Below are 22,568 nucleotides of genomic sequence, written 5' to 3'. Positions count from 1 at the left end.
CGAAGTTTTTTTAACAAAATTTCATCCTATCCGGATTTATATCTTTCTCTTTTTCATAAAATTTTAAAATTTCGATACCATTTTCAAAAATCAATTTTTTAATTAATGCTTTATCTTCAATATCATAAAATAAAATACTTATTCCGCAACAGTGATCTTCAGTTTTTGGAGTTGGTGCTATTGTGCATTTTATTCCATTTTCTCTCATTAATTTATAAAGCTCCTGTCCACTTTTGGTATCTTTAAAGAATATATAATATAGCATTAGCTTAACATCTCTATGAATGCACCAATTCTTGTTTTTAATTGTTCACTGTCTGAGTCAGTATAGTCAGTCTCAATTCCTAAAACAGGAATTTTAGCTTCTTTCAATGCTTTTTCGACTATAGTTCCTTCTGTGTCATAAAGTGTACAGAACTTCAAGTTTACATCGATAACTCCATCAATATTATACTCTTTAACTAATCTTATTATATCTTCAACTCTTTCAGTATTTGGAGTAAAGCATGCACAATTTATACTTCCTAAATATCTACGAGTTAGATTTTCAACCATTTCATCAATTGTTTTTCCATTTTCATCTACCAAATGTTCAGAATATCTATTACCTGTACACATTTCTTCACAGACAATCATTCCCCCAATATTTTCAACTATTTGATGAATTTTCCAGTTTGGAATTGAAAGTGGAGTACCAGTCAACAATATTCTCTTTGCATCTTTTTTAAATACACTTACATTATTCTTTGCTCTTTCTTCAAGTTCATCACAAAGTCTATTTACCTGTGCAGTAAATCTTACAGGGTCATCATAAAATGCTATTTGTGTAATAAGTAGTACATCTCTTCCTGAAATAGGTACATTTTCAAGTTTTCTAAAGCTATTTAATCTTTGTAATGCCCTTCTCTTATTATTTATAGTTACAATAGCTTTTTCTTAGGCTTTCTTCTGTAATCTTATTTCCTGTCAATTTCTCCAATTCAGCCATGTAATCTTTTATTTCTTCTTTCCACTTAACAAAGTCTTTTTCTCTCTTCATTTGTGGAATATCCATTATATACATTGGAGCATCTTTTGCTAAAATTTCCCAAGCTTTTTTCTTTCCATCACAAGTTGTTTCTCCAACAAAAAGGTCAGCAATTCTAAAGAAAGGACAAGTTCTATCAAATCTTGCACCTAAAGATGCCTTAATCAATGGACAAGTTGAAGTTGGAAGTACCTTTTCTCCACCTGGAACCCAAAATTGAGATCCACTACATAAACCTGTTGCGATAGCTCCAGCAGCAACTACCACTTCATCTGGAACATGGATACAGAAAGAGCCTACAACTTTTCCACCCTTCTTTTGAAATTCAATAAGTTCTGCAGGTCTAATCCCATGAATTTCTGCAACAACCATATTAAAATAATCCATACTCTCTGGTCTGTTCTCTTGACTTAAAAAAACATCCCCAAATGCGACAGGTAACACTTCACATAAAATATCATGAGTATTTACGTCCATATCTAATTCTTCCCACATTTTTCTGTAATCAGCCATTTCTTGCCTCCTAAAATAAATTTTTATTTATTATCATAGGGACAATCTTGAAATAAAATATCTAATTTATCTGATTTTTTAGAATTATACTTCTCTTTTAAAAACTCATAACCACTACTTTTATAAGTCTTAAAAACTTCTCCAAGACAAAAATTTTCTATGATTTTATAGTCCTTATATTTTTCATCGATATAATCTAAAATCTGAATTGCTCTTGGAACATATAGCTTCTGCCTTTTTTTATCTACATCCTTAAAATGAGATAATACTCTATCAATCATATTATTTTTTTCTTCCAAAGAGAAAATAAATTGAGTATAAAATTCTACTTCGTATAAAAATCTGGAATCAATATTGGTTTTGGAAAGTTTTTCCAATTTTGAAGAAATATTTTTAGATAACTCAATGGCTTTTAAGAAATTTGTTTCAGAAAAATCTCTTTTATAAACGTCCTCCACTCTATTTTTTAAATTATTTATATTACCATCATAGAAAAAAATTTTGTCCTTTAAATTATCTTTTAATATTTTTAAAAGTAAAGGACAGGAATTGTCTACAACAACCAATTTTGCATTATAAAGTAAAGGGCATTTTTTTGTCATAGCATAAGTCAAAGTTGAATCAATTATGCTACACAAATCTTTTTCATTTGAATATTCCAATATGTATTTATCTACTCCGTCCAAAGGTAAGGGCACTAGGTCAAAACCGTAAAATATCTCTTTTGGAACAGTTCTTCCCAAGTAACCTATTATGTATATTTCATTCTCCAAACCCATTATTGTTTCTACAAAAGCATTTCGCCTAAGTTCTAAAATTTCTTCTCTCAAATCTTCCATAATTTTTTCTATCCAGTCATATCTCCTCAAATTTTCTTTATTTAATCCTTTAGATATTATTCAAGAAATTCTATGATAAAATTACTTTTTACACTGTATCTGACTATTTAATTATTCACCTCCAACTGTAATAAAATTTTTTTATTATCATTTAGTCAAACACACTAACTCATAATGTCATATTTGTATTATATCACATATATTTTGTATAGTAAAATTAGAATTTCTAATTGAAACTCTTTATTCATAATAAAATTTTATAGTAGAATATCGATTTATCAATTAAAAATGTAAAAAAACTCCGATTATATTATCGGAGTTTTTAATAAGATTATTTGTTTTATTATTCAACTAATACACCGTTTGAATCAAATATATAATTTACATTATTGATTTTTAGTGTTTTTCCTTGAGCAATTAGACCGCCTTTTTCAGCATAATACCATTTGTCTCCTATTATGAACCACTCGCTATCTGCTATACGTCCGCTTGCATTTGCATAGTACCAATTTCCATTTACTAATACCCATTCATTTTGTGAAATTCTTCCACTTGCATTTGCATAGTACCAATTTTCGTTTACTAGTACCCATTCATTTTGTGAAATTCTTCCACTTGTATTTGCATAGTACCATTCTCCATTAACGATTATCCATTCGTTTTTAGACATTGTTCCATTTTCTTCAATATAGTACCATTTTCCATTTTCTTCAAACCATTTATTTGATAGCATTTTACCGTCTTTGTCAAATCTATACCATTCATTGTCTATAAATTTCCAGCTGTCTTTTACTACTAACTTCCCGTCAGATGATTGATATGTCCATGTTCCATCATCATTTTTAACCCATTCATAAACTTCTGTTTGTTCTGGATTATTAGCCTTATATTCAACACCATATTTAGAGAAGTGAGTCGTATTAAATGTTACAAAATTTTCATCTTGTGTAAATTTAATCTCTTCATTTTCATTATTATCATTCAAATAAAATACCTTAAGAGCTTCTCTACCATTTTCTTTTGGAATTTTAACCATATATTGGTCCATTGGCAATTGAACTTTTTCTTTTGTAGCTGAATCTACAAAGTAAATATCGAATACAGAAACATCTTTTGACTTAATTATACATAATCTATTAACTACAATTTCTTTTCCAGTTAAATTTTTCCCTGTTACAGAAATCTTAGTTTCTGAATCAGTAAGAGTTTTTACTTCATCTGGATTTATTTTGCTCTTATAGATAAATTTTACTTCTTTAATATCTCTAATTTTTTCTTCATGGATATTTCCTATTTCTTTTTCTTCAATACTTCCATCAGCTCTTACTATCTTATATTTTACAGCTTCAAAATCCGTATTATTTTCTATAGGTCTTACATTAAAAGATCTAAGTTTAGACCATTTATAACCTTTTACAGTTATTTCTTTAGAAACTACTTTACCATTTTCTGTTTGATGTTTTACTTTTACTTCAGATATTTCATCTGCTGTCATATTTTCCTTTTTCCCAACTTTATCATTTACAACAGTTGCTTTTACAAAAACTTCTTCATCAAAATTTTCACCATCAACAGCAACTAAATATTTAAAAGTAACATCTCCATTTGGATTTGTTGGGATTGTAACATTTCTTGGACAAATAAGTTCAAACATTTGAGTATTTCCATTTCCGTAAATTCCAGTTCCATCTGCACTTACCATTATGAAATTATCCATACTATCAGATGTTCCCTCATTTTGTAGTGGGTACCATTCTATTCCATTTTCATCTACAATTTTTATCTTCGTTAAAGATTTATTAAAATTTGCACCAAACATAGTAACCCAAGTTTTCTTACTTTCTTGACCAACTGGAGTATAAGTATGAGTTACATCAGGTTGTTCAGTACCACCGCCTGATGTTCCATAGGACTGAATTGACATAAAGCTCAAAATTGGCTTGTCTGTTATTTTATCTGTAGGTAAAACTGTTGAAACTAATCTTTTTGCTCTATTTTGTAATATATTTACTCCAATTGCTGAAGAATATGTTTTTCCACCATCTAAAGATACCATAACTGAATAAGTTTCTGCTTTTAAGCTTTTATTTGCCGGTAATTTAAAAGATATATTTTGTTGATTGTTATTTATAACTTCAACTTTTACATCCGCTGATTCTGTTATTTCAGAATTAGAAGTTTTATCTTTATTATTCTTTAAGATTTTAACCTTAAGAGCTTCTTTTAAGTTTTCTCCAATTATCTTAACTTTTGCATTTCCACCTACTTTTGTTAAAATTTCTCCTTCAACAAAATTAGCTTCATTTACTGTTGGTAATGCATCATTAATAAATCTTTCAAAGGCTCTGTTTTCTCTGTCTTTTCCATCTTTGATTATTCTATCTGCAAAGTTAATCTTTGCTCCCATTTTAATTTCAATTGGATTTGCTAAAGTGATTACAATTCTATCTTCAACCACTTCAACCTTATCTTCCGGCTTTAACTTTTCAAAATTATCTGATACAGATTTTTTATAAGAAATTCCAGATTTTAGACTTTCAATGTCCTTTACTGGAAAAATTTTTTCATCAAATTTTAAAGTGACTTTTGTTTTACTGTTATTAAGATAAACATTACTTGGAACTAAATCAACTACTTCTCCACTTTCTTCGCCACCTACAGTAACAGTAACTTCTTTATCTTTTAATCTTATCTTATATACTTCTTCGTTATTAGATTTTGCTTTTGGGAAATTTAAAGTTGCACTTTGAACTTCGCTTGTTCCTGCAAAAGTATAATCTATATTAATTTTATTTTCAATGCCTTTTTCAATTTTGAAAATTTCAAGATTAAGTTTATCAGACTCTAAATTTTCACCTTTTACAGTAATAGTATTAGCTCCCCCCGCCTTAGGCATATTAGGAGTTTTAACTCTAAGTTCATTTACAAGCATTTTACTTTGCTCAGAAGCTTCAACTGTAATCTTAACTGTTGGATTTTCTTGAAATACAGTTTCAGATCCATTTGTATTAAACTTTATAGTATAAACTTGTTCCTTAGAAGTTTCATTCTTAGGAAAACTTAAAGTAATTGTCTTTCTAGCCTTATTTCCTTTAACTACTGCATTTTTTCCTAAATCAGTAGGAATATTATTTAATAATACTTGTACTTTAACATTTTCAGCAGAAATATGATTTTCATTAACTCTCTTAGTAATTAATTCTAAATTTATTTCTCCACCTTCCGTTGGCAAGTTTTGATTTTCAGGTGTTACTCTAATAATCGCATTTTCTTCATTATTTTGCTCAGATGGTGCAACTTTAATAGTAACAACTATTGGATTATCTTGAAATTCTGTTTCTGAGCCTTTTGTATTGAATTTTATAGTATAAACTTGCTCTTTAGAAGTATTATTCTTAGGCAACTTTAAAGTTATAGTCTTTTTTGCTTTTTCACCTTTTACTTCTACATTTTTTCCTAATTCTGTTACATTTCCATCTAAAGATACTTGAAGTTTTACATCTTTAGAAGATATATGTTTATCATTAATTTTTTTAGTAAATAATGATAAATTCACCTCTCCACCTTCTGCTGGCAAGTTTTCGGTATCTGCTGTTACATTTAAAATTGCATTTTCTTCAACAGGTTTAGGTTGTTCAGGATTTACAGGTGGTACAACAGCTCCACCACCACTTGAAGAACTCTTTCTTATCCTTATAACTTTTTTAAACTCATCTACAAAAGATTCACCATCTCCTTTAACACTAAAAGAAACTTCATATTGTTGCATTTTTCCAGTTTCATTTTTAGGAAAAGTTAAAGTAACAACTTTATTACTTGTGTTTTCTTTTGTTTCTTCAGAAAAAGTTATTGACTTTTCAACTTCAGTTAAACGTTCTGTACTGCCTTTAAGTACTACTTTAGCCTTAATATCTTCTTCCTCTAAATCAGAACCCTTAAGTGTAAAGGTCCTCTTTCCGTCCTCAGTAGGAGACATAACAGTTGTATCTTCTACATCAGTTAAAGCACTTGTTTCTTTTGCAAAAGTATTTATACCAATAGAACTAAATACAATTGAAAACAAAAGTACAAATGCAAAGATTTTTTTAAGCATTTTCATTCTAATGCTACCTCCTTAAAAATTTTCTAACATATAGATTATATATTACAGAAAATTTTTTTGCAAATAATTTATCAATGAATAAATAATTTTTATGAATAATCATTATTCATTAATAATCTTTATTAAAAACATATAGAATATGCTTTAGTCTTAAACTTAAAACAAAATTTTTCCTATTGACAATACTTATTATTTATGATATACTCAACTTGTCTTCAGGGCGAGGGTCGTTTCCTCACCGGCAGTAAAGTCTGCGAGCATTATGCTGAATTGGTGAAATTCCAATACCGACAGTTAAAGTCTGGATGAAAGAAGAGATTTTTATGCCCTAAAGATGGCATTTTTTTTTGCTAAATTTTAGGAGGTTATTATGAATAACAAAAAATTCGGTATTTCAGAAATTACAAAGATTGCAATTCTTGCATCAATATCTGTACTTTTAATGTTTATTAAAATTCCACTACCTTTTGCACCTACATTTATGGAAATGGATATTGCAGAACTTCCTGCATTAATCGGAGGATTTGCAATGGGACCACTAGCAGGATTTTTAATAGTATGTATAAAAATATTACTTAATATTGTAATTAATGGAACAAAAACTTTTTATGTTGGAGAACTTTCAAATCTTATAGTTTCATCAGCATTTGTATTGACGACAGCTTTTATTTATAAGCATAACAAAAGTAAAAAGTCAGCTCTTTTAGGACTACTAATAGGTAGTATTTCAATGTCCTTAGTTGCAACTTTGAGCAATTATTTTGTTATATTCCCACTTTATGCGAAGTTGTTAAAAATTGACTTAAATTCTTTTGTAGGTATGGTAGCAAAAATAAATCCTCTTGTAAAAAGTTACTTTACATTAATGGTTTTTTCAGTTCTACCTTTTAACTTAGTTAAGACAGCAGTTACGTCAATTCTAACATCTTTATTATATAAAAGAATTTCCCCAATACTAAAAAGAAAAGCATAGAACTCTATGCTTTTTTTAATAAATACATCAAAAAACGGCAAATTTTATTTGCCGTTTCTTTATATTTCTTATTTTATTTTTCTATTCCTTTTGTTTTTTCCATTCTTCTATAAAGTAATAATGCAATCAAAGTGAATAATAATGGTCCAGCGATTGACATTATTGTTGTTAACCAATCTCCTGATGAAATAGCTGGTTCAATAACTGTAAATAAGTTTGCAAAACCAACTATAAAGCAAGTAACTGCTACAACAACTTTAACTGTTGAATATGTTTTAAATCTTACAAAAGGTCTTTCAATATTTTCATTTTTTCTAAATGCTAAGAATGAATAAGCAATGAAGAAATAAGGTAAAGTCATAGATACATTAGTCATGGAAACTAAAATTTGGAAAAATTGTTGTGCACTCTTTCCACCAAATGATACTATAAATATGATTACAACTACACAAATTGCTTGATATATCATTGGTTTAGTATATACTCCATTCTTTTGTTCAGTCCATGATTTTGGCCATAATTCTTTAGGAGTTCCACCAATTAATTGTTTTAATGGTGAATAAATAAGAGTAAAGAATGCTCCAGTTAAAGCAAGGAACATTGAAATACCCATATAACGAGCAACCCAAAGTCCTACATTTCTTGCAGCAGATTCAGCAAGACCAAAAGCAAGTCCTAATTGATATCCCATGTGATTCATAGCAATATATGATACATTACCTAAAGTGATTTTTTGTGTTGAAAATTGTGTAAATGCAAATGACCATTTAGTAAAAGTACCAAAAATCAAAATACCTAATGAGTATCCTAAAGATACAACAATAGCTGAAATAACTATACCTTTTGGAAAGTTCTTTTCAGGATTTTCAGTTTGGTCAACAAGTCCACCTACAACTTCCAAACCACCATAAGCAAATATAGCATATACTATGAATGATAATACTTGTAAACCACCAGCATAAGCAGGGTTTGGTGAATGAGCTAAAGCATCAACAGTTATTGGATCACCAACTCCACCTTTATTAAGGATTAACATTAAAATTCCGCCAACAAATAAAAATACATTAATCAATGCTACGGCACTACCACCAAAAGATGTGAACTTTTTAATTTTATCAACACCTTTGTTAGAAATGAATGTTAAAAATACAATCCATATAATAGCAAGAATACCTAATGTTTTTACAGAGTCAAGTCCAAATAATGACCAACTTTGAGTTTTATCAACCCCAAAAATTGCATTTGATAAAACTATCCAAATACCTGAACCAACATTTACCATCCATACAATGTAAGATGCATACCACATAAACGTTACCATAAATGCATACTTACTTCCTGAACTTCCTTCCATCCATGAGTAGATTCCCCCCTCAGAATCTTTGAAAGCTGAGCCATATTCTGCAATCATAAATGCAAATGGCAAGAAGAATGCAACACAAGAAATAATAAACCAAGGAATAGCTGCGTATCCCATAAGATAATATGATCTTGTGATGTTAGTAAACCCAAAAACAGAAGTGAACACCATCAAAACGAGTGCTCTTAAACTCAATTTCTTTTTAGACATAATATCCCTCCAAATATTTATTTTTTACATTTTGAATTTTAACATAAAATCACAGTCCTGTCAACATATCATAAAAAAATTTTATATTTCTAATCGAGTATGATTTTCAAAATTAAGCCATATATTCAAAATATTGAATTTTTATAAAAAAATTAAGTTTATAATAGTGATATATATCATATTCTAAAGGTATCATCACTTTTAAGTTAGATTGTTATGCTATGACAAATTTATACGCAAAAACTTTCATAAGTAATTTTAATATAACATTTATTCACAGCTTAAGAGTTGACGTTATTTTGCATATTTTGATAATATCATCTTTTAAAATATGTATCTTTGACAATTTTTTCTTATTTTATATTTATGTAAAAAAACTTTTGCGTATTTAAAAAAGTTTTTTACTTTCTTTCGTACAAATGAATTAATTCAAAAATGCATAAAAAAACGGCTTTTAATTTTGCCGTTTTAATAAAACTATTTTTAAATTTTTACTTTACATCTTCAATAAAAACTTTTCTGTCTATCACCTTAATTATATTATCAAATTTTTTAAGATGCTCAATAGATGTATTATGTGTTACAATCAAAACTGTTTGATCCGTTTTCAATAAAATATCTTCTAATTTTGAAACACTTTCAGTATCCACCCCTGTAAAAGGTTCATCCAAAACCAGTATTTCTCCTTTTCTACACAATATACGAAGTAATGCAAGAACTCTTTTTTCACCACCACTAAAGTTTGAACAGTCATCAGTATTTCTATTAAGAATATCCTTTATCATAGCAATTTCATGGGCATTATCAGGAATGTAATCATAGGAATATGAATCAAAAACAGTTATATTTTCTTTTACAGATGCACGATAAATATGCTCATGTTGACTCATATAAAGCAATGTATTTGATAAATTAAGCTCTTTTACATTTTCTCCGTCAATAATGACTTTCCCCTGATTTGGCTTATATATTCCAAGTAATAAATTTAAAAAAGTTGACTTTCCTGCACCTGATTTACCAATAATTGCATATTTTTTTCCTTTTTCTATTTTTAAATTTATATCTTCTAGTTGTAATTTATCAACTGTGAAATTTACATTATCAAAAATCAGCTCATTTTTAAAATTTCCCAATTCTTTTTTGCTTTCTGTTTCTGATTTTTGATTTAAAAATGAAATGATATTTTGTTTTGTAGAATTTACTGAACGGATAGCTGTAATGTCATATAGCAAGCTATCAATAGGGTCAATAAATGCAGAAGAATAGCTTAGTGTTGCTATTGCCACACCTACTGTTATCTCTTTTTTATAGAATAAATATCCTATAATTGCAAAAGTTAATGCCCTAACCATTTTGGTCATTAAATCACTTACTCCAAGTACAAGAGCCTTTTTCTTCCCAAATTCATACCTTTTATCTGCTGTTTTGTGTAAAATCTCATTATGTCTATTTTTTATATTTTTAATCGTTTTAGAATTTATTAAACCAAAACCTTCAAGCAAATCGGAAATAGTTGAAGTATATTTTCCAAGATGTCTTTGGTATTTACTTCTGCTATTATCCAACATTTTTCCAAATATTTTTGGAATAAAAATCGCAAAAATAGAAGATAAAACTACAACTAGTCCAATTTTATAGTTGATATTCATAAAAATAATAACCCCATAAATCAACATCATATTTACAGAACGAATTACATCTACAATAGGTTGTAAATAATCTTGTTCTAATGCAGTAATATCATTTGATTGAATAGAAATATATTCCCCTATCGGCTTCTCTTGAAAAACTTTACTATTCATATTAAAAATTTTATCAAAAAAATTCTTTTTAAGTCTTGTTTCAAATGAAATTCCTGATTTAAATGCTACTAAAATACAAAAATATTGCATTAATGAATAAATTCCAAGTAATAAAGCATATAATAGAATTGCTAAAATTATTTGACTTGACGTGCTTTGTAATCCATAATCAAATAACCACTTTTGAATCAATGGAGTTAATGCTAAACAAATAACTCCAATAAAATCCAATACTACTTGAAGAATAATATATTTTTTAACTTTAGATAAATAATCTTCCATTTCTTACTCCTAAATAATTATTTTAATAATATAATTCACTTTTTTACACAACTTAATTATATCATACTTTTCATTTCTATAACTTTTTTAGAGGTTAAGTATGATGAAATTAAGTTCTCTTTTTAAAATGTTTATGGTAAACATAATTATATCATGCTTTTCATTTCTATAACTTTTTTGGAGGTTAAGTATGATGAAATTAAGTTCTCTTTTTGAAATGTTTATGATAAACTTAATTATATCATACTAAAAATCAAAATGAAATCTTTAATTTTTAATAAATTTATGAAATTTAAGACTTTACTTTTTGTGTTTTATGCTGTATAATTTTAAAGATAAATTTAAGGAGGTATGTTATGACAAATTTAATTAAGTTTTCTAAAGAAAATATATTTAATTATTTTGATTTTGTTTTAACGACTCTCTTTTTTGATTTTAATAATGGACTTATTGTCTTAAAAAATATTGTATTTAATTATTAATGAAATAACTGTTGTTATTTCATTTTTTTTATATTTTTAAGACTAAAGTAGAAGGAGGATTTATGAATAATAAAGAAATTATCGGTGTAAGGGACAAAGTTCCTGTTACTATGCTTATACCTTTAAGTTTACAACATACTTTTGCTATGTTTGGAGCTTCAGTTTTAGTTCCAATTTTATTTAATGTGAACCCAGGAATTGTTCTTTTGATGAATGGTATAGGTACATTGTTGTTTATTTTTATTACAAAGGGAAAGGCTCCTGCGTATTTAGGTTCAAGTTTTGCCTTCTTAGGAGTAGGTACTGTTATTATAAACACTATGGGTTATAGATATGCTCTTGGGGCATTTGCAACAACGGGATTTTTAGGTTGTATCTTAGCGTATTTAATCTATAAATTCAGAACAGATTGGATAAATATTGTGCTTCCACCTGCAGCAATGGGTGCTGTTGTTTCCCTTATCGGCCTTGAACTTGCAGGAAATACAATAAGAGGTGGAAAAATCGGCGCAAATATATTGACTGAAACTTCAACTAATGCTGATGTTTATGTATTTTTAATCACTCTTTCAGTTGCGATTTTAGGTTCAGTTGTATTTAGAAAATTTTTAGGAACAATTCCAATCCTTATTGCTATCATCTGTGGATATATTGCAGCTTTAGCTTTTGGAATGATTGACTTTTCTACAGTTACATCTTCAACATTATTTACAATACCGGAATTTCAATTTCCAATTTTCGACTTCAAAGCAAGTTTGATAATGCTTCCAGCATTACTCGTTATAACTTCAGAACATATAAGTCATCAAGTTGTAACAAGTAATATAATCGGTCAAAATCTTTTAGAAGATCCGGGCTTACACAGAAGTATCTTTGCCGATAACTTCTCAACTATGTTATCCGCTCTTGTAGGCGGAGTCCCAACAACAACTTATGGAGAAAACATCGGCGTAATGGCAGTCACTAAAGTTTATTCAGTTTATGTAATTGCCGGTGCAGCGGTAATCTCAATATGTATGGCATTTATAGCACCATTAAGTATGTTAATTCAAAGCATACCAGGAAATGTAATTGGTGGAATAACATTCTTACTTTACGGAATGATTGGTACTTCTGGAATAAGACTTTTAGTTGATTCAAAAGTTGACTACTCAAATAGCCAAAATTTGATTTTGACTTCAGTTGTATTCGTAACAGGACTTAGTGGAATTTCAATTAATTTTTTTGGAATGCAGTTAAAAGGAATGGTTCTTGCAAGTATGGTTGCAGTAGTATTAAGTTTAATATTCCATTTCTTAAACAAATTCGGACTTTCAAATCATAAATAAAAAACAGACAAAAACAAAACTCAACTTTTCACAAAGTTGAGTTTTTTAATTCTATAAAAAGTTAATTAATACTTTCGTTAAGATTTATTTCAGAAATATAAACAAGCAATAGTTGAGATCTCCATTATTGAATGTATCTTCGATACATTTATTTTTGCTTGTTTACAAGCAAAAATATGAGATTTCTCCATTCCGCTATCGCTACAGTCGAAATGACGTATAAAAAATAATCTTCACCTATTAGCTTAACGTTAATAGTAAATAAACATCAAAAAGTAAAAATTAGAATAGCAAAAATTTTACGTCACAACACCAAACTAGTCGACGCCCCCAACACGTCATCTCGACCGAAATGAGTGAAACGAATGAAGCGGAGAGATCTCATTACTATCTTTGTGTCAGGCCTACTTTTTGTTGTTTATGAATAAACAACAAAAGTTAGGGCTAGATTCACTCCGTCTCGCTCTGCTCAGCTTCGGTCGAGATGACATATAAATAGAAAACTTCGATTAAGGGCTTCACATGAACAGTAAATAAATTCTAAATACTATTTGAAAAAAGTAAAAACTCAACTTTTCGCAAAGTTGAGTTTTTCTATAAAATCCATAATTTTATAAATTATTTTCTATCCATTTTTGTAATTCATCGAAATCATAAAATCCACTTAATGCTAATCCATCTTTTACTGTAGAATTTTTACATTCTTTTTTGATATCATCAATCATTCTTCCAAAACCTCCGCCACCATGAGTGCAGAATGGAATAATTGTTTTACCATCCAAATTTGCATTACGTAAAAAAGTAAGAACTGGTGGTGCAAAAGTCTTAAGCCAATTAGGTGAGCCAATAAAAACTACATCTACATCATCAATATTTCCTATTTCTTCAGTTAAAGGTGGACAGTATCCCTTTTCAATTTCAATTCTAGCTTCTTTTACAGCTGTGTTATATGAAAATGAATAAGGTCTTAGCGGTTTTAATTCCAACAAATCTCCATCTGTAATTAAAGCGATATCTTCCGCTAATTTTCTAGTTATTCCTGAATAGGAATAATACACAACTAAAATTTTCATTTAAATCTCCTTCAAGTTTCAAATCGAAACTTTAATTTTTAATTATTTTTTAAGATAGCTTTGAAAAATTCCTTGTTGTTTTCAGTTTTCTTTATGTTTTTTACTAAATTTTCCATAATTTCGTTAGTATTTGTATTTGAAAGTTTTCTACGAATTAAATTTGCAGATTGTATTTCTTCTTCTGTCAAAAGTAAATCGTCTTTTCTAGTTCCTGATTTATAAATATCAATGGCAGGGAAAATTCTAAGTTCCGAAAGTTTTCTACTCAAATGAATTTCCATATTTCCCGTTCCCTTAAATTCTTCATAAATCATATCGTCCATTTTACTTCCCGTATCTACAAGAGTTGTTGCTATTATAGTTAAACTTCCACCATTTTCAACATTTCTCGCAGATCCAAAAAATCTTTTCGGCTTATGCAAAGCAAAAGGATCAAGTCCACCCGTAAGAGTTTTTCCGGAGGACGGTGTATTTACATTGTAGGCTCTTGAAAGTCTTGTTATACTGTCAACCAAAATAACAACATCTTCTCCAAGCTCTACAAGTCTTTTTGCTCTTTCAAGTACAAATTCTGCAAGTCTTATATGATTTTGAGGTAATTCATCAAAAGTTGAAGCTATTACTTCCGCTTTTGTAAATCTCTTCATTTCTGTAACTTCTTCTGGTCTTTCTCCAATAAGTAAAACAAAAATCTTGCTCTTTGGATTATTGAGTTCTATGCCTTTTAAAATTGAACGAAGTAGGCTTGTCTTTCCCGCCTTTGGAGGAGCAACAATTAAAGCTCTCTGTCCCTTTCCAATAGGTACTAAAAAGTCAATTATTCTAGTTGAAACTTCGTTCTTTTCAGTTTCTAAAGTATATTTTTCATTCGGATAAATCGGAATTAAATCGTCAAAATCTTTTCTAGTTTTTAATTCTGAAACCTTAATATCATTTATTTCATTTATATAGATAAGTGGAGAAAATTTTTCAGTTTCTTTACTTTCTCTAGTTAAGCCTAAAATTTTATCTCCCTTTTTAAGCCTAAATCTTCTTATCTGAGTTGGTGAGACATAAATGTCTTCTTCTCCTGAGTCATAGCCATTTGAGCGCAAAAAACCATAACCATCTGCAGTAATATCAATAAGCCCACAAACTGTTTTTGTATTAGTCTTTGAGTCATTTTCATTTTCAACGGGCTCATTTATATTAACTCGTTCAGACTCTTCACTTTCAAAGCCATTATCCGCCTTTAAAATTTCAGATATCAATTCATTCTTTTTATACTTTGAAACATTTGCAATTCCATAAGACTTTGCAATAGTTTTTAATTCATCAAGATATTTTCCTTTTAAAAGTTCTATATTCATACTATCTCTTTATCTTTGCATATTCAGGTTTTTTAGAAATTCTATGAGTTGCTTCAATATTTCTAATTGTTCCTGTTTCTGCTCTCATAACAACAGAGTAAGTCTTAACTCTATCATTACCTATATGTCTAACTCCGTTAATAAGTTCGCCGTCAGTTACACCTGTTGCAGCAAATAAAACTTCATCGCCCTTTACTAAGTCATTCATTTCTAAAACTTTTAGCGGATCTTCAAGTCCCATAGCTTCACATCTTCTAAATTCTTCTTCATCAGCAGGAACAAGTCTTCCTTGGAAAACTCCACCCAATGCTTTAATTGCCGCAGCAGCTAAAACACCTTCAGGTGCCCCACCGATTCCAACCATTAAATCACAACCACTATTATCAATACAAGTTGCAATGGCTTGAGCAATATCTCCGGCTTCAAAAAGTTTTATTCTCGCACCAAGTTTTCTAACTCTATCTATAATATCTTGATGTCTTTCTCTATTTAAAATACTAACTGTAACTTCTCCAACTTCTTTTCCTAAAGCTCTCGCAAGTCTTCTTATATTCATTTCGATAGGTAAATCAATATGTATGCAATCAACAGCCAAAGGACCAGCTGCAATCTTATCCATATACATATCTGGAGCATGTAATAAACAACCTGCAGGTGCACAAGCAGCAACTGCAATTGCATTTGGCAATCCATTTGCTACAAGGGAAGTTCCATCAACAGGATCAACTGCAATATCAACCTTTGCGACCCCTTCTTGTCCATTTCCTACAACTTCGCCGATATATAACATAGGAGCTTCGTCCATTTCTCCTTCACCGATAACAACAGTTCCTTCCATTGGAAGTTCATTGAACATTGATCTCATTGCTTCAACAGCCGCTCCATCTGCACCATTTTTATCGCCTTTTCCTAAAAAATATGAAGAACGAATTGCCGCAGCTTCTGTAACTCTTACTAAATTTAAAGTTAAATTTCTATCCATAATTTCCTCCTACTATTTAACACTTTCCCAATCTTTTAAAAACTTTTCAATTCCTATATCAGTTAGTGGATGTTTTAACATTTGTTTGAACACCTTATAAGGTACTGTTGCAATATCCGCTCCACTCTTTGCAATTTGAAGAACATGCATTGGAGTTCTTACAGATGCGGCAATGATTTCAGTTGTAATCGCATAATTACTGAAAATTTCAAAAATATCTTCAATTAAAATCATTCCTTCAGAGCTAATATCATCAAGTCTTCCTAAAAAAGGACTTACATAAGTCGCTCCTGCCTTTGCTGCAAGAAGTGCTTGAGTTGCTGAGAAAATCAAAGTAACATTTGTCTTTATTCCGTCTTTGCTCAAAACATTAACTGCCTTTAATCCCTCTTCAGTCATAGGAATTTTTATTACAATATTCTTATTTATCTTACAAAGTTCTCTAGCTTCTTTTACCATTCCTTCCGCTTCAAGACTGATAACTTCCGCTGAAATAGGACCGTCAACGATTGAAGTGATTTCAGTTATAACTTCAACAAAATCTCTTCCCTCTTTCGCTATCAAAGATGGATTCGTAGTAACGCCGTCAAGAATGCCCCATTTACTTATCTCTCTTATCTCATCAACATTAGCTGTGTCAATAAAAAATTTCATCAATTGCCTCCTAAATATAATTAATCTATTCGAATATATTTTACCACAAAACAATGCAAAATGCTAACTAAACAAAAAGTTGTTTTAAAAAATTTGGGTATAATCAATTATAACATTATATTTTTTAGAATGGAGGCTTCTATGAATAAATTTTATAAAGAAATATGTAAATACTACGAAGATATTTTCCCAACAAATGAAGCACAACTAAATTTTTTAAATAATATATCAGATGGAAAAGACTATTTAGATATAGGCTGTGCAACAGGACTCGTTGCAAAAAACTTGGAAAACTTAGGGAAAAATGTAATATGTATTGACTTAGAACAAAGCATGGTAGAAGAAGCAAGAAAAAAAGGACTCAAAGTATATGAAAAAAATATGTTAGAATTGGACTTTGAAGAAAAATTTGACGTCTGCTATTGCATTGGAACAACAATTGCACATTTGGAAGACATAAACCAAATCTGTAGCTTCATCCTAAAAACTATGGGTTTACTAAAAGAAAACGGAAAATTAGTCTTAAGCTGGGTAAACTTCAAACCTTTCATTCTTAAAAACGACCTATTCCTTGGAGCCTTACCGACTCTTGGAACAAAAGTAAAATTTACAAGAAACTATTACAGAGAAAACAGCAAAATCCGTTTCAACACAGTTCTTACGACTAAAAATGAGAGCTTTGAAAATACACAACTTCTAGTTCCACTACTAGTTGATGACCTAATTTCATTTGTAAACAGACTCGGACTAAAATACGAAATCTACGGAAACTTCAAAAAAGACAAATTCGACGAAGAAAACTCTCCGTCAGTAGTATTTGTAATAAGTAAATAGATAGATAAAAACCTACTCGTAATGAGTAGGTTTGTTTTTTAGTAATTATTTATCATTTTTTACCAATTTAGGAACATATGAGGCATTATCTAAGTAGTATCCGTTTAGTAAATAATTATCAAATCCAAATCTAAATTCTTGTATATAACAATTTCCTATTAAGTCATAATATTTTATTTTGAAATTAAGAAAATCAGAGATGCTTTCTTTTTTTAAAATTCTTATATAGAAAATTATTTCTTCTCCCGGTCTTGCATAATATCTATTTAAATATTCAGAAATACCATATTTATATCCTTTATCACTATCAAAATATTCATTTAATCCCCGTTCTGATATCTTAGGTACCAATTGTACATTTGTGGTACTTTCTTTTCCTATATTAATAACTCCTATTCCTAGAGTTATTTTATCATTACTTTCAATAATTCTTTCATCTCTTAAAACAATGTTAAAATATGGAACAACAGATGCTCTTGTACTTTGTTTCATTAATAAACTAGTAATCATTGCGTCTTGTTGTCTTTTTGCTTCCTTATAAAGTTCAAATTCTTTTGCCCTTTGTTCATTTTCTCGCTTTATTCTTTCGGTTCTAAAATATGATAAGATAGAAAACACAAACGAACAAATTGGTATAATAGTTGTAATCTACTCTTTAAATTCAAATTTTTGTGTTATTTCATTCATAATAATATCTCCATTTAATAATTTGAATTGTAATATAAAAAATTGTAAAAATTATTTAATTTTGAAGAAAATCAAACTTTTCTTTAATTGGGTTCCCATCTTTATCATAATAAGATGAATGATTTAATCCACAAGTATAAGCTAGAGAAGTTAGAATTGGATATAGAAATTCTGGGAAGTCTTGTTCAGTCGTCCATTTCAATATTGGAGTTTTTACAATGTTATGAGATATCTTTTCTGATTTATCACACCACTCGTTACATAATACCTGTTTATCTCTTACATTTAGTAATGTAACAGTAATATATATTCCTCCAAAAATATCGATTTTTTCTAAATCAATTAAAAATGCATGTATTTTCTCTACCAAAAATTTTTCTAATACATTCCACTTATAAATAGTTCCATCATTATAGTCATTTAATAATCTAATTTCTACTGATTCAATACAAGAGTTAGAGAATAATTGAGTATAAGACTGAATATTTCTAATATTATTCCCATAAACCCTTATTAAACCATCTGAATTATATAAAGTAGTTCCTAAAATATCCGGAGGACTAAAAACCGTAAAACTTTTTTTGTATTGTAAAGAACTCAAGTTTAGAAAATTAGACTCATCTAATGACCACTCAGGTATTAGATGCAATACTAAAGAGCTGTTAGTAGTTAAACTTTCCTCTAAATTTCCATTAAGAATAAAAACTATTCTTTCATCTATAAACCTTTTTATTCGTTCTTGTTTAAAAGCAAATTCATTGAAACTATTTTTTAAATCGTTATATTTCATTTTAGCACAAGTATTACCATTTCTAATATAAAATTCGTGATTGCTTCCTGTATTAAATGCATGAGGTCTCAATTCACTTCTTGGTACTTCAATTATGATACAATTTGTATTTTCGTCAATAGAAATATGTTCTAATTTTAGTCCATAAAGAGCAGGGATTGTATTAACCAAAATCTTATTTCTAAAAGATTGCTCCCAAGTTTCAAATCTATCTTTATTAACTCCCACATCAGAAAACTTAGAAGGATTATGTTTTTCATCTTCTTTTAATCCTAGAATTATTTTCCCACCATTATAATTCGCAAACGAACATATTTCTTTAAATAAATCATTTAAATTTTTCTGATTTAATTCGCTTAATTTTCCATTTTCAAAATAATAATCTTTAAATTCCAAAACATCAGATTCTCCAATTTTTTCTTCTAAAATTTCTTGTAAAAACTCTTTGCTCATAATTTTCTCCATTCATAAATACTGTTTTTTATTTAAATATAATTTTTTTGAATTATTATCAATATTTTCTATATCTTAATTCATCGATAGTATACCATAGTAGTTTATTTAATTCAATATAACTAATTATTTCATAAATTTACAAACAAAAAAGATAGCTTTTCTGCTATCTGTTTTACTTCTGTAACTATTAATTATAAGGAGCTAGAATTAACTTTCCATCTACATATTCTCCTAAAAATACATCGCTATATTTTTCTAATCCTTGTTTTTTAATTTCTTCAATTAACCAATATTCGTCTTTTCCTATTGTTTCTAAAATATCAGTTTGTAAATGTCCGTCTGTTATCAGTGGGAACTTTGGATTTTCTTCTCCATAATGAATAATTATAAGTTGACCATTTTGTTCAACAATGGCTCTTTTAACATCTTTTATTGAATAAACATTATTCGTTCTAAGTTTAAAAGATACATCATGAGCAGATAGGCCTACTTTTCTACAATTTTCTATATTAATTTTACCTTCATCAATAATTATCAATGCTTTTCCATCTATAACTTGTTTTACTTTTACAACATGTTGTTTAAGCCATTTTAAGCCTAATACAAGAGCACACCAAATGCATAGAATACCGATGAAGTCAAGTATCTTAATACTATTATTATAAATTACACCACCAATTATTCCTCCAAGTACATAATTTTGAACTTGATCACTTGCCGAATTCGGTGCTAAGTTTCCTTTTCCTGAAATGTTTATTATAGTTATTAAAGCTAAAAATCCGATTAATAATTTTATAGCTACTAAAAGAAATGGATTCATTATTCCCCCTAAATTTTTATAAAGCTGTTAAAGCAGCGATTGTTCCAAAAATTACACCCGGTATATTTGCAACAATAATCGGCCAATCTTTTTTCTTTTGGAAAAATCCGTAGCTAACCCACAAAGTACAGTTAATTGCTGCAACCATAGGTTGTAAAAAACCACTTTTATTTCCGTGTAAGTTATTAATAATTTGTGGAAAATAGGATATATACATAAGCATTGCGGTACAAGTTGCTACCCAACCTAAGATTTTAAGTATTTTTTGATTCATAAAATTTTCCTCTTTCTATATTCAATGTTTTAATAGCATATATAATTATATCATATTTTCAGCTTAAAATATCTATTTTAGTGAAATTATTTTACTCACTTTTTATAAATTCACTAAACCAATTATCCAAGAAATTCATTTGTTCTTAAGTACGAAAATAATGCTCTCCATTTTTCATAATAGTAATACTCGAATTAGTTTTTTATCTTTTTTTTTGGATTTTTCAATTTTTCGACTAATTTTTTCAATTACATAATATATTATCTTTTATTTTCATCAATAAGAACCCCACCCTTCCACGATGCTTCGCATCGGGTGGGTTCCCGGGAACCTTGTTGTTTCACAATAAAAAACAGTAAATCATTCACAATTTACCGTTTTTCTATATAATCTATTTTTTCTCCATTTTTTTTACTGCCATAAAATATCTCTGAATTCCCAGTAACACAACGACTCCATCAATTATTGGCAAAACGTACCAAAGACTCTGTGCTCCAATCATACGAGGTAATAAAATTACAGCTGGAATAAACAAAATTATCTGTCTTAACATAACTAAAATACCGGCTGTTTTACCATCTCCAATCGCTTGAAAAAATGTTATAGTCATAATCATTACCCCATAAGCAATGAAAATACTGTACATTATGCGGAAATTCGGAATAGCTAAAAATAGTGTTTCATCGGATAATCCAAATAATCCAAGAATTGGTTTAGCAAAAATTTCTGAAGGTAGCCAAAAACAAGCAGCTAATATAATAGAACTGATAGCGAAAACATTGAATATTTTTTTGACCCTATCATACTGCTCTGCTCCAAAATTGGCACCAATAGCAGGTTGTAATCCTTGGCTCATTCCCCAAAGAGGAATGAATGAAAAAGCCTGTATTCTTAAGATAGCCGCCATAATTGCTGCGGATGTTTCTCCACCATAACGAAAAGCTTGACTATAAAGAAAACTCTGCTGAATAATAGTTAACACCTGCATAAGCATAGCAGAAACACCTACGGAAAACATATCTCCGGTTATATCCCCTTCTTTTCTAATCATCTCAATTTTTACAACTTTACTTTTTTTCTTAAAATACCAAAGAGTAAAAATTGCCTGAACAAATTGTGCTGTTATCGTAGCGACAGCAGCACCTTCAATACCACGCTCTCTAAATAGTATCATAAGAATCGGATCCAACAATATATTTATACCTGCACCAATTCCCATAATAAGCATTGCTCGTTTCATCAACCCCTCGCCACGCATAACCATATTTGCTGCCTGCGCGAAATTTACAAAAATAGACCCTATAAAAATAATTCGTAAATAACGAGTAGAAAGATTTAAAAGTTCTCCTTTTGCACCAAATACACTAAGTAATTGTTGGCAAAATATGATCCCTAAAACAGTAACAATTGTTGACAATGTTAGAATCCAAAAACAAAGATTTCCCATAACTTTATCTATTATTTTTTGATTTCCTTCTCCAATGGCTCTGGATAATAGTGACGCTGAACCTACCCCAATTAAAGTTGCGATACCCGTATTGATATATGTGAACGGAGTGGCAATTCCTACAGCGGTCATAGCTTTCTCTCCAAGTATCTGGCCGGCAAAAATCCCATCCATTAGCGGATATAAGCCGATAACAATCATCCCTAATATTGCCGGTAATGAAAGTTTAATTAATATTTGTAACGGTTTAGCTGTTAAGAGCTCTTTACTATCTTTATTCATCT

The 22,568-nt window shown here is 29.2% G+C and carries 18 protein-coding genes, 1 pseudogene and 1 riboswitch; of the genes and pseudogenes, 4 read left to right on the top strand and 15 right to left on the bottom strand.

Annotation, left to right across the window (positions count from 1 at the left end; genetic code table 11):
• Positions 1–10 precede the first annotated feature (10 nt).
• The 4 genes and pseudogenes from WFJ11_RS00570 to WFJ11_RS00555 all read right to left on the bottom strand — a co-directional run bounded on the left by WFJ11_RS00570 (position 11) and on the right by WFJ11_RS00555 (position 6,478).
• Positions 11–265 (bottom strand): DUF3343 domain-containing protein, encoded by a 255-nt coding sequence (locus WFJ11_RS00570; RefSeq protein ID WP_039868531.1) that lies wholly within the window; start codon positions 263–265, stop codon positions 11–13.
• Positions 265–1,540: pseudogene (locus WFJ11_RS00565) on the bottom strand (double-cubane-cluster-containing anaerobic reductase). The gene WFJ11_RS00570 and the pseudogene WFJ11_RS00565 overlap by 1 nt, the downstream one beginning before the upstream one ends.
• A gap of 23 nt (positions 1,541–1,563) precedes the next feature.
• Complete coding sequence (locus tag WFJ11_RS00560; protein ID WP_338817454.1) at positions 1,564–2,379, bottom strand: 2-hydroxyacyl-CoA dehydratase family protein; 816 nt, start codon at positions 2,377–2,379, stop codon at positions 1,564–1,566.
• A 343-nt stretch (positions 2,380–2,722) separates the two neighbouring features.
• Positions 2,723–6,478 carry an N-acetylmuramoyl-L-alanine amidase family protein gene (locus WFJ11_RS00555; RefSeq protein WP_338817453.1) on the bottom strand — a complete coding sequence of 1,252 codons (3,756 nt, stop codon included), beginning with the start codon at positions 6,476–6,478 and terminating at the stop codon, positions 2,723–2,725.
• 210 nt (positions 6,479–6,688) lie between these two features.
• Positions 6,689–6,802, top strand: a riboswitch (FMN riboswitch).
• A 49-nt stretch (positions 6,803–6,851) separates the two neighbouring features.
• Between WFJ11_RS00555 and WFJ11_RS00550 the strand changes: the two genes are divergently transcribed.
• Complete coding sequence (locus WFJ11_RS00550) at positions 6,852–7,454, top strand: ECF transporter S component (RefSeq protein WP_338817452.1); 603 nt, start codon at positions 6,852–6,854, stop codon at positions 7,452–7,454.
• Between the two features lie 73 nt (positions 7,455–7,527).
• On the opposite strand, the gene yjeM is transcribed toward WFJ11_RS00550, so the two are convergent.
• Complete coding sequence (gene yjeM, locus WFJ11_RS00545) at positions 7,528–9,024, bottom strand: glutamate/gamma-aminobutyrate family transporter YjeM (protein ID WP_293439600.1); 1,497 nt, start codon at positions 9,022–9,024, stop codon at positions 7,528–7,530.
• 491 nt (positions 9,025–9,515) lie between these two features.
• The gene (locus tag WFJ11_RS00540; RefSeq protein ID WP_338817451.1) at positions 9,516–11,108 is read right to left on the bottom strand and encodes an ABC transporter ATP-binding protein; all 1,593 of its coding nucleotides are present in this window, start codon (positions 11,106–11,108) and stop codon (positions 9,516–9,518) included.
• 356 nt (positions 11,109–11,464) lie between these two features.
• On the opposite strand from WFJ11_RS00540, the gene WFJ11_RS00535 reads away from it, so the two are divergent.
• Both WFJ11_RS00535 and uraA read left to right on the top strand, forming a co-directional pair.
• Positions 11,465–11,590, top strand: a complete 126-nt coding sequence (locus WFJ11_RS00535; protein WP_009354988.1) for a hypothetical protein — start codon at positions 11,465–11,467, stop codon at positions 11,588–11,590.
• 62 nt (positions 11,591–11,652) lie between these two features.
• Complete coding sequence (gene uraA / locus WFJ11_RS00530) at positions 11,653–12,918, top strand: uracil permease (protein ID WP_313961314.1); 1,266 nt, start codon at positions 11,653–11,655, stop codon at positions 12,916–12,918.
• A gap of 611 nt (positions 12,919–13,529) precedes the next feature.
• Here uraA and WFJ11_RS00525 read toward each other — a convergent pair.
• From WFJ11_RS00525 to fsa, 4 genes are read right to left on the bottom strand one after another with little or no spacing between them, the layout of a single operon-like run.
• Positions 13,530–13,991, bottom strand: coding sequence for a flavodoxin (locus WFJ11_RS00525; protein ID WP_338817450.1), 462 nt, complete (start codon positions 13,989–13,991; stop codon positions 13,530–13,532).
• A gap of 38 nt (positions 13,992–14,029) precedes the next feature.
• Positions 14,030–15,340, bottom strand: a complete 1,311-nt coding sequence (gene rho / locus WFJ11_RS00520) for a transcription termination factor Rho (protein WP_338817449.1) — start codon at positions 15,338–15,340, stop codon at positions 14,030–14,032.
• Between the two features lies 1 nt (position 15,341).
• Positions 15,342–16,322, bottom strand: coding sequence for a class II fructose-bisphosphatase (gene glpX / locus WFJ11_RS00515; RefSeq protein ID WP_004832662.1), 981 nt, complete (start codon positions 16,320–16,322; stop codon positions 15,342–15,344).
• A 12-nt stretch (positions 16,323–16,334) separates the two neighbouring features.
• Entirely contained in the window at positions 16,335–16,976 is a 642-nt protein-coding gene (fsa, locus tag WFJ11_RS00510; protein WP_004832661.1) for a fructose-6-phosphate aldolase, read from the bottom strand.
• 141 nt (positions 16,977–17,117) lie between these two features.
• On the opposite strand from fsa, the gene WFJ11_RS00505 reads away from it, so the two are divergent.
• Positions 17,118–17,810 carry a class I SAM-dependent methyltransferase gene (locus WFJ11_RS00505; protein WP_338817448.1) on the top strand — a complete coding sequence of 231 codons (693 nt, stop codon included), beginning with the start codon at positions 17,118–17,120 and terminating at the stop codon, positions 17,808–17,810.
• 45 nt (positions 17,811–17,855) lie between these two features.
• On the opposite strand, the gene WFJ11_RS00500 is transcribed toward WFJ11_RS00505, so the two are convergent.
• From WFJ11_RS00500 to WFJ11_RS00480, 5 genes are all read right to left on the bottom strand, one after another.
• The gene (locus WFJ11_RS00500) at positions 17,856–18,428 is read right to left on the bottom strand and encodes a hypothetical protein (RefSeq protein WP_338817447.1); all 573 of its coding nucleotides are present in this window, start codon (positions 18,426–18,428) and stop codon (positions 17,856–17,858) included.
• 124 nt (positions 18,429–18,552) lie between these two features.
• A complete protein-coding gene (locus WFJ11_RS00495; protein WP_338817446.1) occupies positions 18,553–19,740 on the bottom strand; it encodes an ATP-binding protein in 1,188 nt (395 codons plus the stop codon).
• A 190-nt stretch (positions 19,741–19,930) separates the two neighbouring features.
• Positions 19,931–20,563, bottom strand: a complete 633-nt coding sequence (locus WFJ11_RS00490; protein ID WP_338817445.1) for a DUF421 domain-containing protein — start codon at positions 20,561–20,563, stop codon at positions 19,931–19,933.
• Between the two features lie 16 nt (positions 20,564–20,579).
• On the bottom strand, positions 20,580–20,837 hold the full coding sequence (locus WFJ11_RS00485; RefSeq protein WP_269720679.1) for a SemiSWEET family transporter: 258 nt from the start codon (positions 20,835–20,837) through the stop codon (positions 20,580–20,582).
• A 391-nt stretch (positions 20,838–21,228) separates the two neighbouring features.
• On the bottom strand, positions 21,229–22,566 hold the full coding sequence (locus WFJ11_RS00480) for an MATE family efflux transporter (protein WP_338817444.1): 1,338 nt from the start codon (positions 22,564–22,566) through the stop codon (positions 21,229–21,231).
• Positions 22,567–22,568 lie beyond the last annotated feature (2 nt).

This window comes from Parvimonas micra (genome assembly GCF_037482165.1).
Classification (GTDB): Bacteria; Bacillota; Clostridia; order Tissierellales; family Peptoniphilaceae; genus Parvimonas.
The sequence above is the reverse complement of the archived record's forward strand: the minus strand, read 5'-3'. Positions and strand labels throughout refer to the sequence as shown.

Bases quoted from the DNA above. Each gene is read 5' to 3' on its own strand.
- WFJ11_RS00570 (WP_039868531.1), bottom strand. From the start codon at position 265: ATGCTATATTATATATTCTTTAAAGATACCAAAAGTGGACAGGAGCTT.
- WFJ11_RS00560 (WP_338817454.1), bottom strand. From the start codon at position 2,379: ATGGAAGATTTGAGAGAAGAAATTTTAGAACTTAGGCGAAATGCTTTT.
- WFJ11_RS00555 (WP_338817453.1), bottom strand. From the start codon at position 6,478: ATGAAAATGCTTAAAAAAATCTTTGCATTTGTACTTTTGTTTTCAATT.
- WFJ11_RS00550 (WP_338817452.1), top strand. From the start codon at position 6,852: ATGAATAACAAAAAATTCGGTATTTCAGAAATTACAAAGATTGCAATT.
- yjeM (WP_293439600.1), bottom strand. From the start codon at position 9,024: ATGTCTAAAAAGAAATTGAGTTTAAGAGCACTCGTTTTGATGGTGTTC.
- WFJ11_RS00540 (WP_338817451.1), bottom strand. From the start codon at position 11,108: ATGGAAGATTATTTATCTAAAGTTAAAAAATATATTATTCTTCAAGTA.
- WFJ11_RS00535 (WP_009354988.1), top strand. From the start codon at position 11,465: ATGACAAATTTAATTAAGTTTTCTAAAGAAAATATATTTAATTATTTT.
- uraA (WP_313961314.1), top strand. From the start codon at position 11,653: ATGAATAATAAAGAAATTATCGGTGTAAGGGACAAAGTTCCTGTTACT.
- WFJ11_RS00525 (WP_338817450.1), bottom strand. From the start codon at position 13,991: ATGAAAATTTTAGTTGTGTATTATTCCTATTCAGGAATAACTAGAAAA.
- rho (WP_338817449.1), bottom strand. From the start codon at position 15,340: ATGAATATAGAACTTTTAAAAGGAAAATATCTTGATGAATTAAAAACT.
- glpX (WP_004832662.1), bottom strand. From the start codon at position 16,322: ATGGATAGAAATTTAACTTTAAATTTAGTAAGAGTTACAGAAGCTGCG.
- fsa (WP_004832661.1), bottom strand. From the start codon at position 16,976: ATGAAATTTTTTATTGACACAGCTAATGTTGATGAGATAAGAGAGATA.
- WFJ11_RS00505 (WP_338817448.1), top strand. From the start codon at position 17,118: ATGAATAAATTTTATAAAGAAATATGTAAATACTACGAAGATATTTTC.
- WFJ11_RS00495 (WP_338817446.1), bottom strand. From the start codon at position 19,740: ATGAGCAAAGAGTTTTTACAAGAAATTTTAGAAGAAAAAATTGGAGAA.
- WFJ11_RS00490 (WP_338817445.1), bottom strand. From the start codon at position 20,563: ATGAATCCATTTCTTTTAGTAGCTATAAAATTATTAATCGGATTTTTA.
- WFJ11_RS00485 (WP_269720679.1), bottom strand. From the start codon at position 20,837: ATGAATCAAAAAATACTTAAAATCTTAGGTTGGGTAGCAACTTGTACC.
- WFJ11_RS00480 (WP_338817444.1), bottom strand. From the start codon at position 22,566: ATGAATAAAGATAGTAAAGAGCTCTTAACAGCTAAACCGTTACAAATA.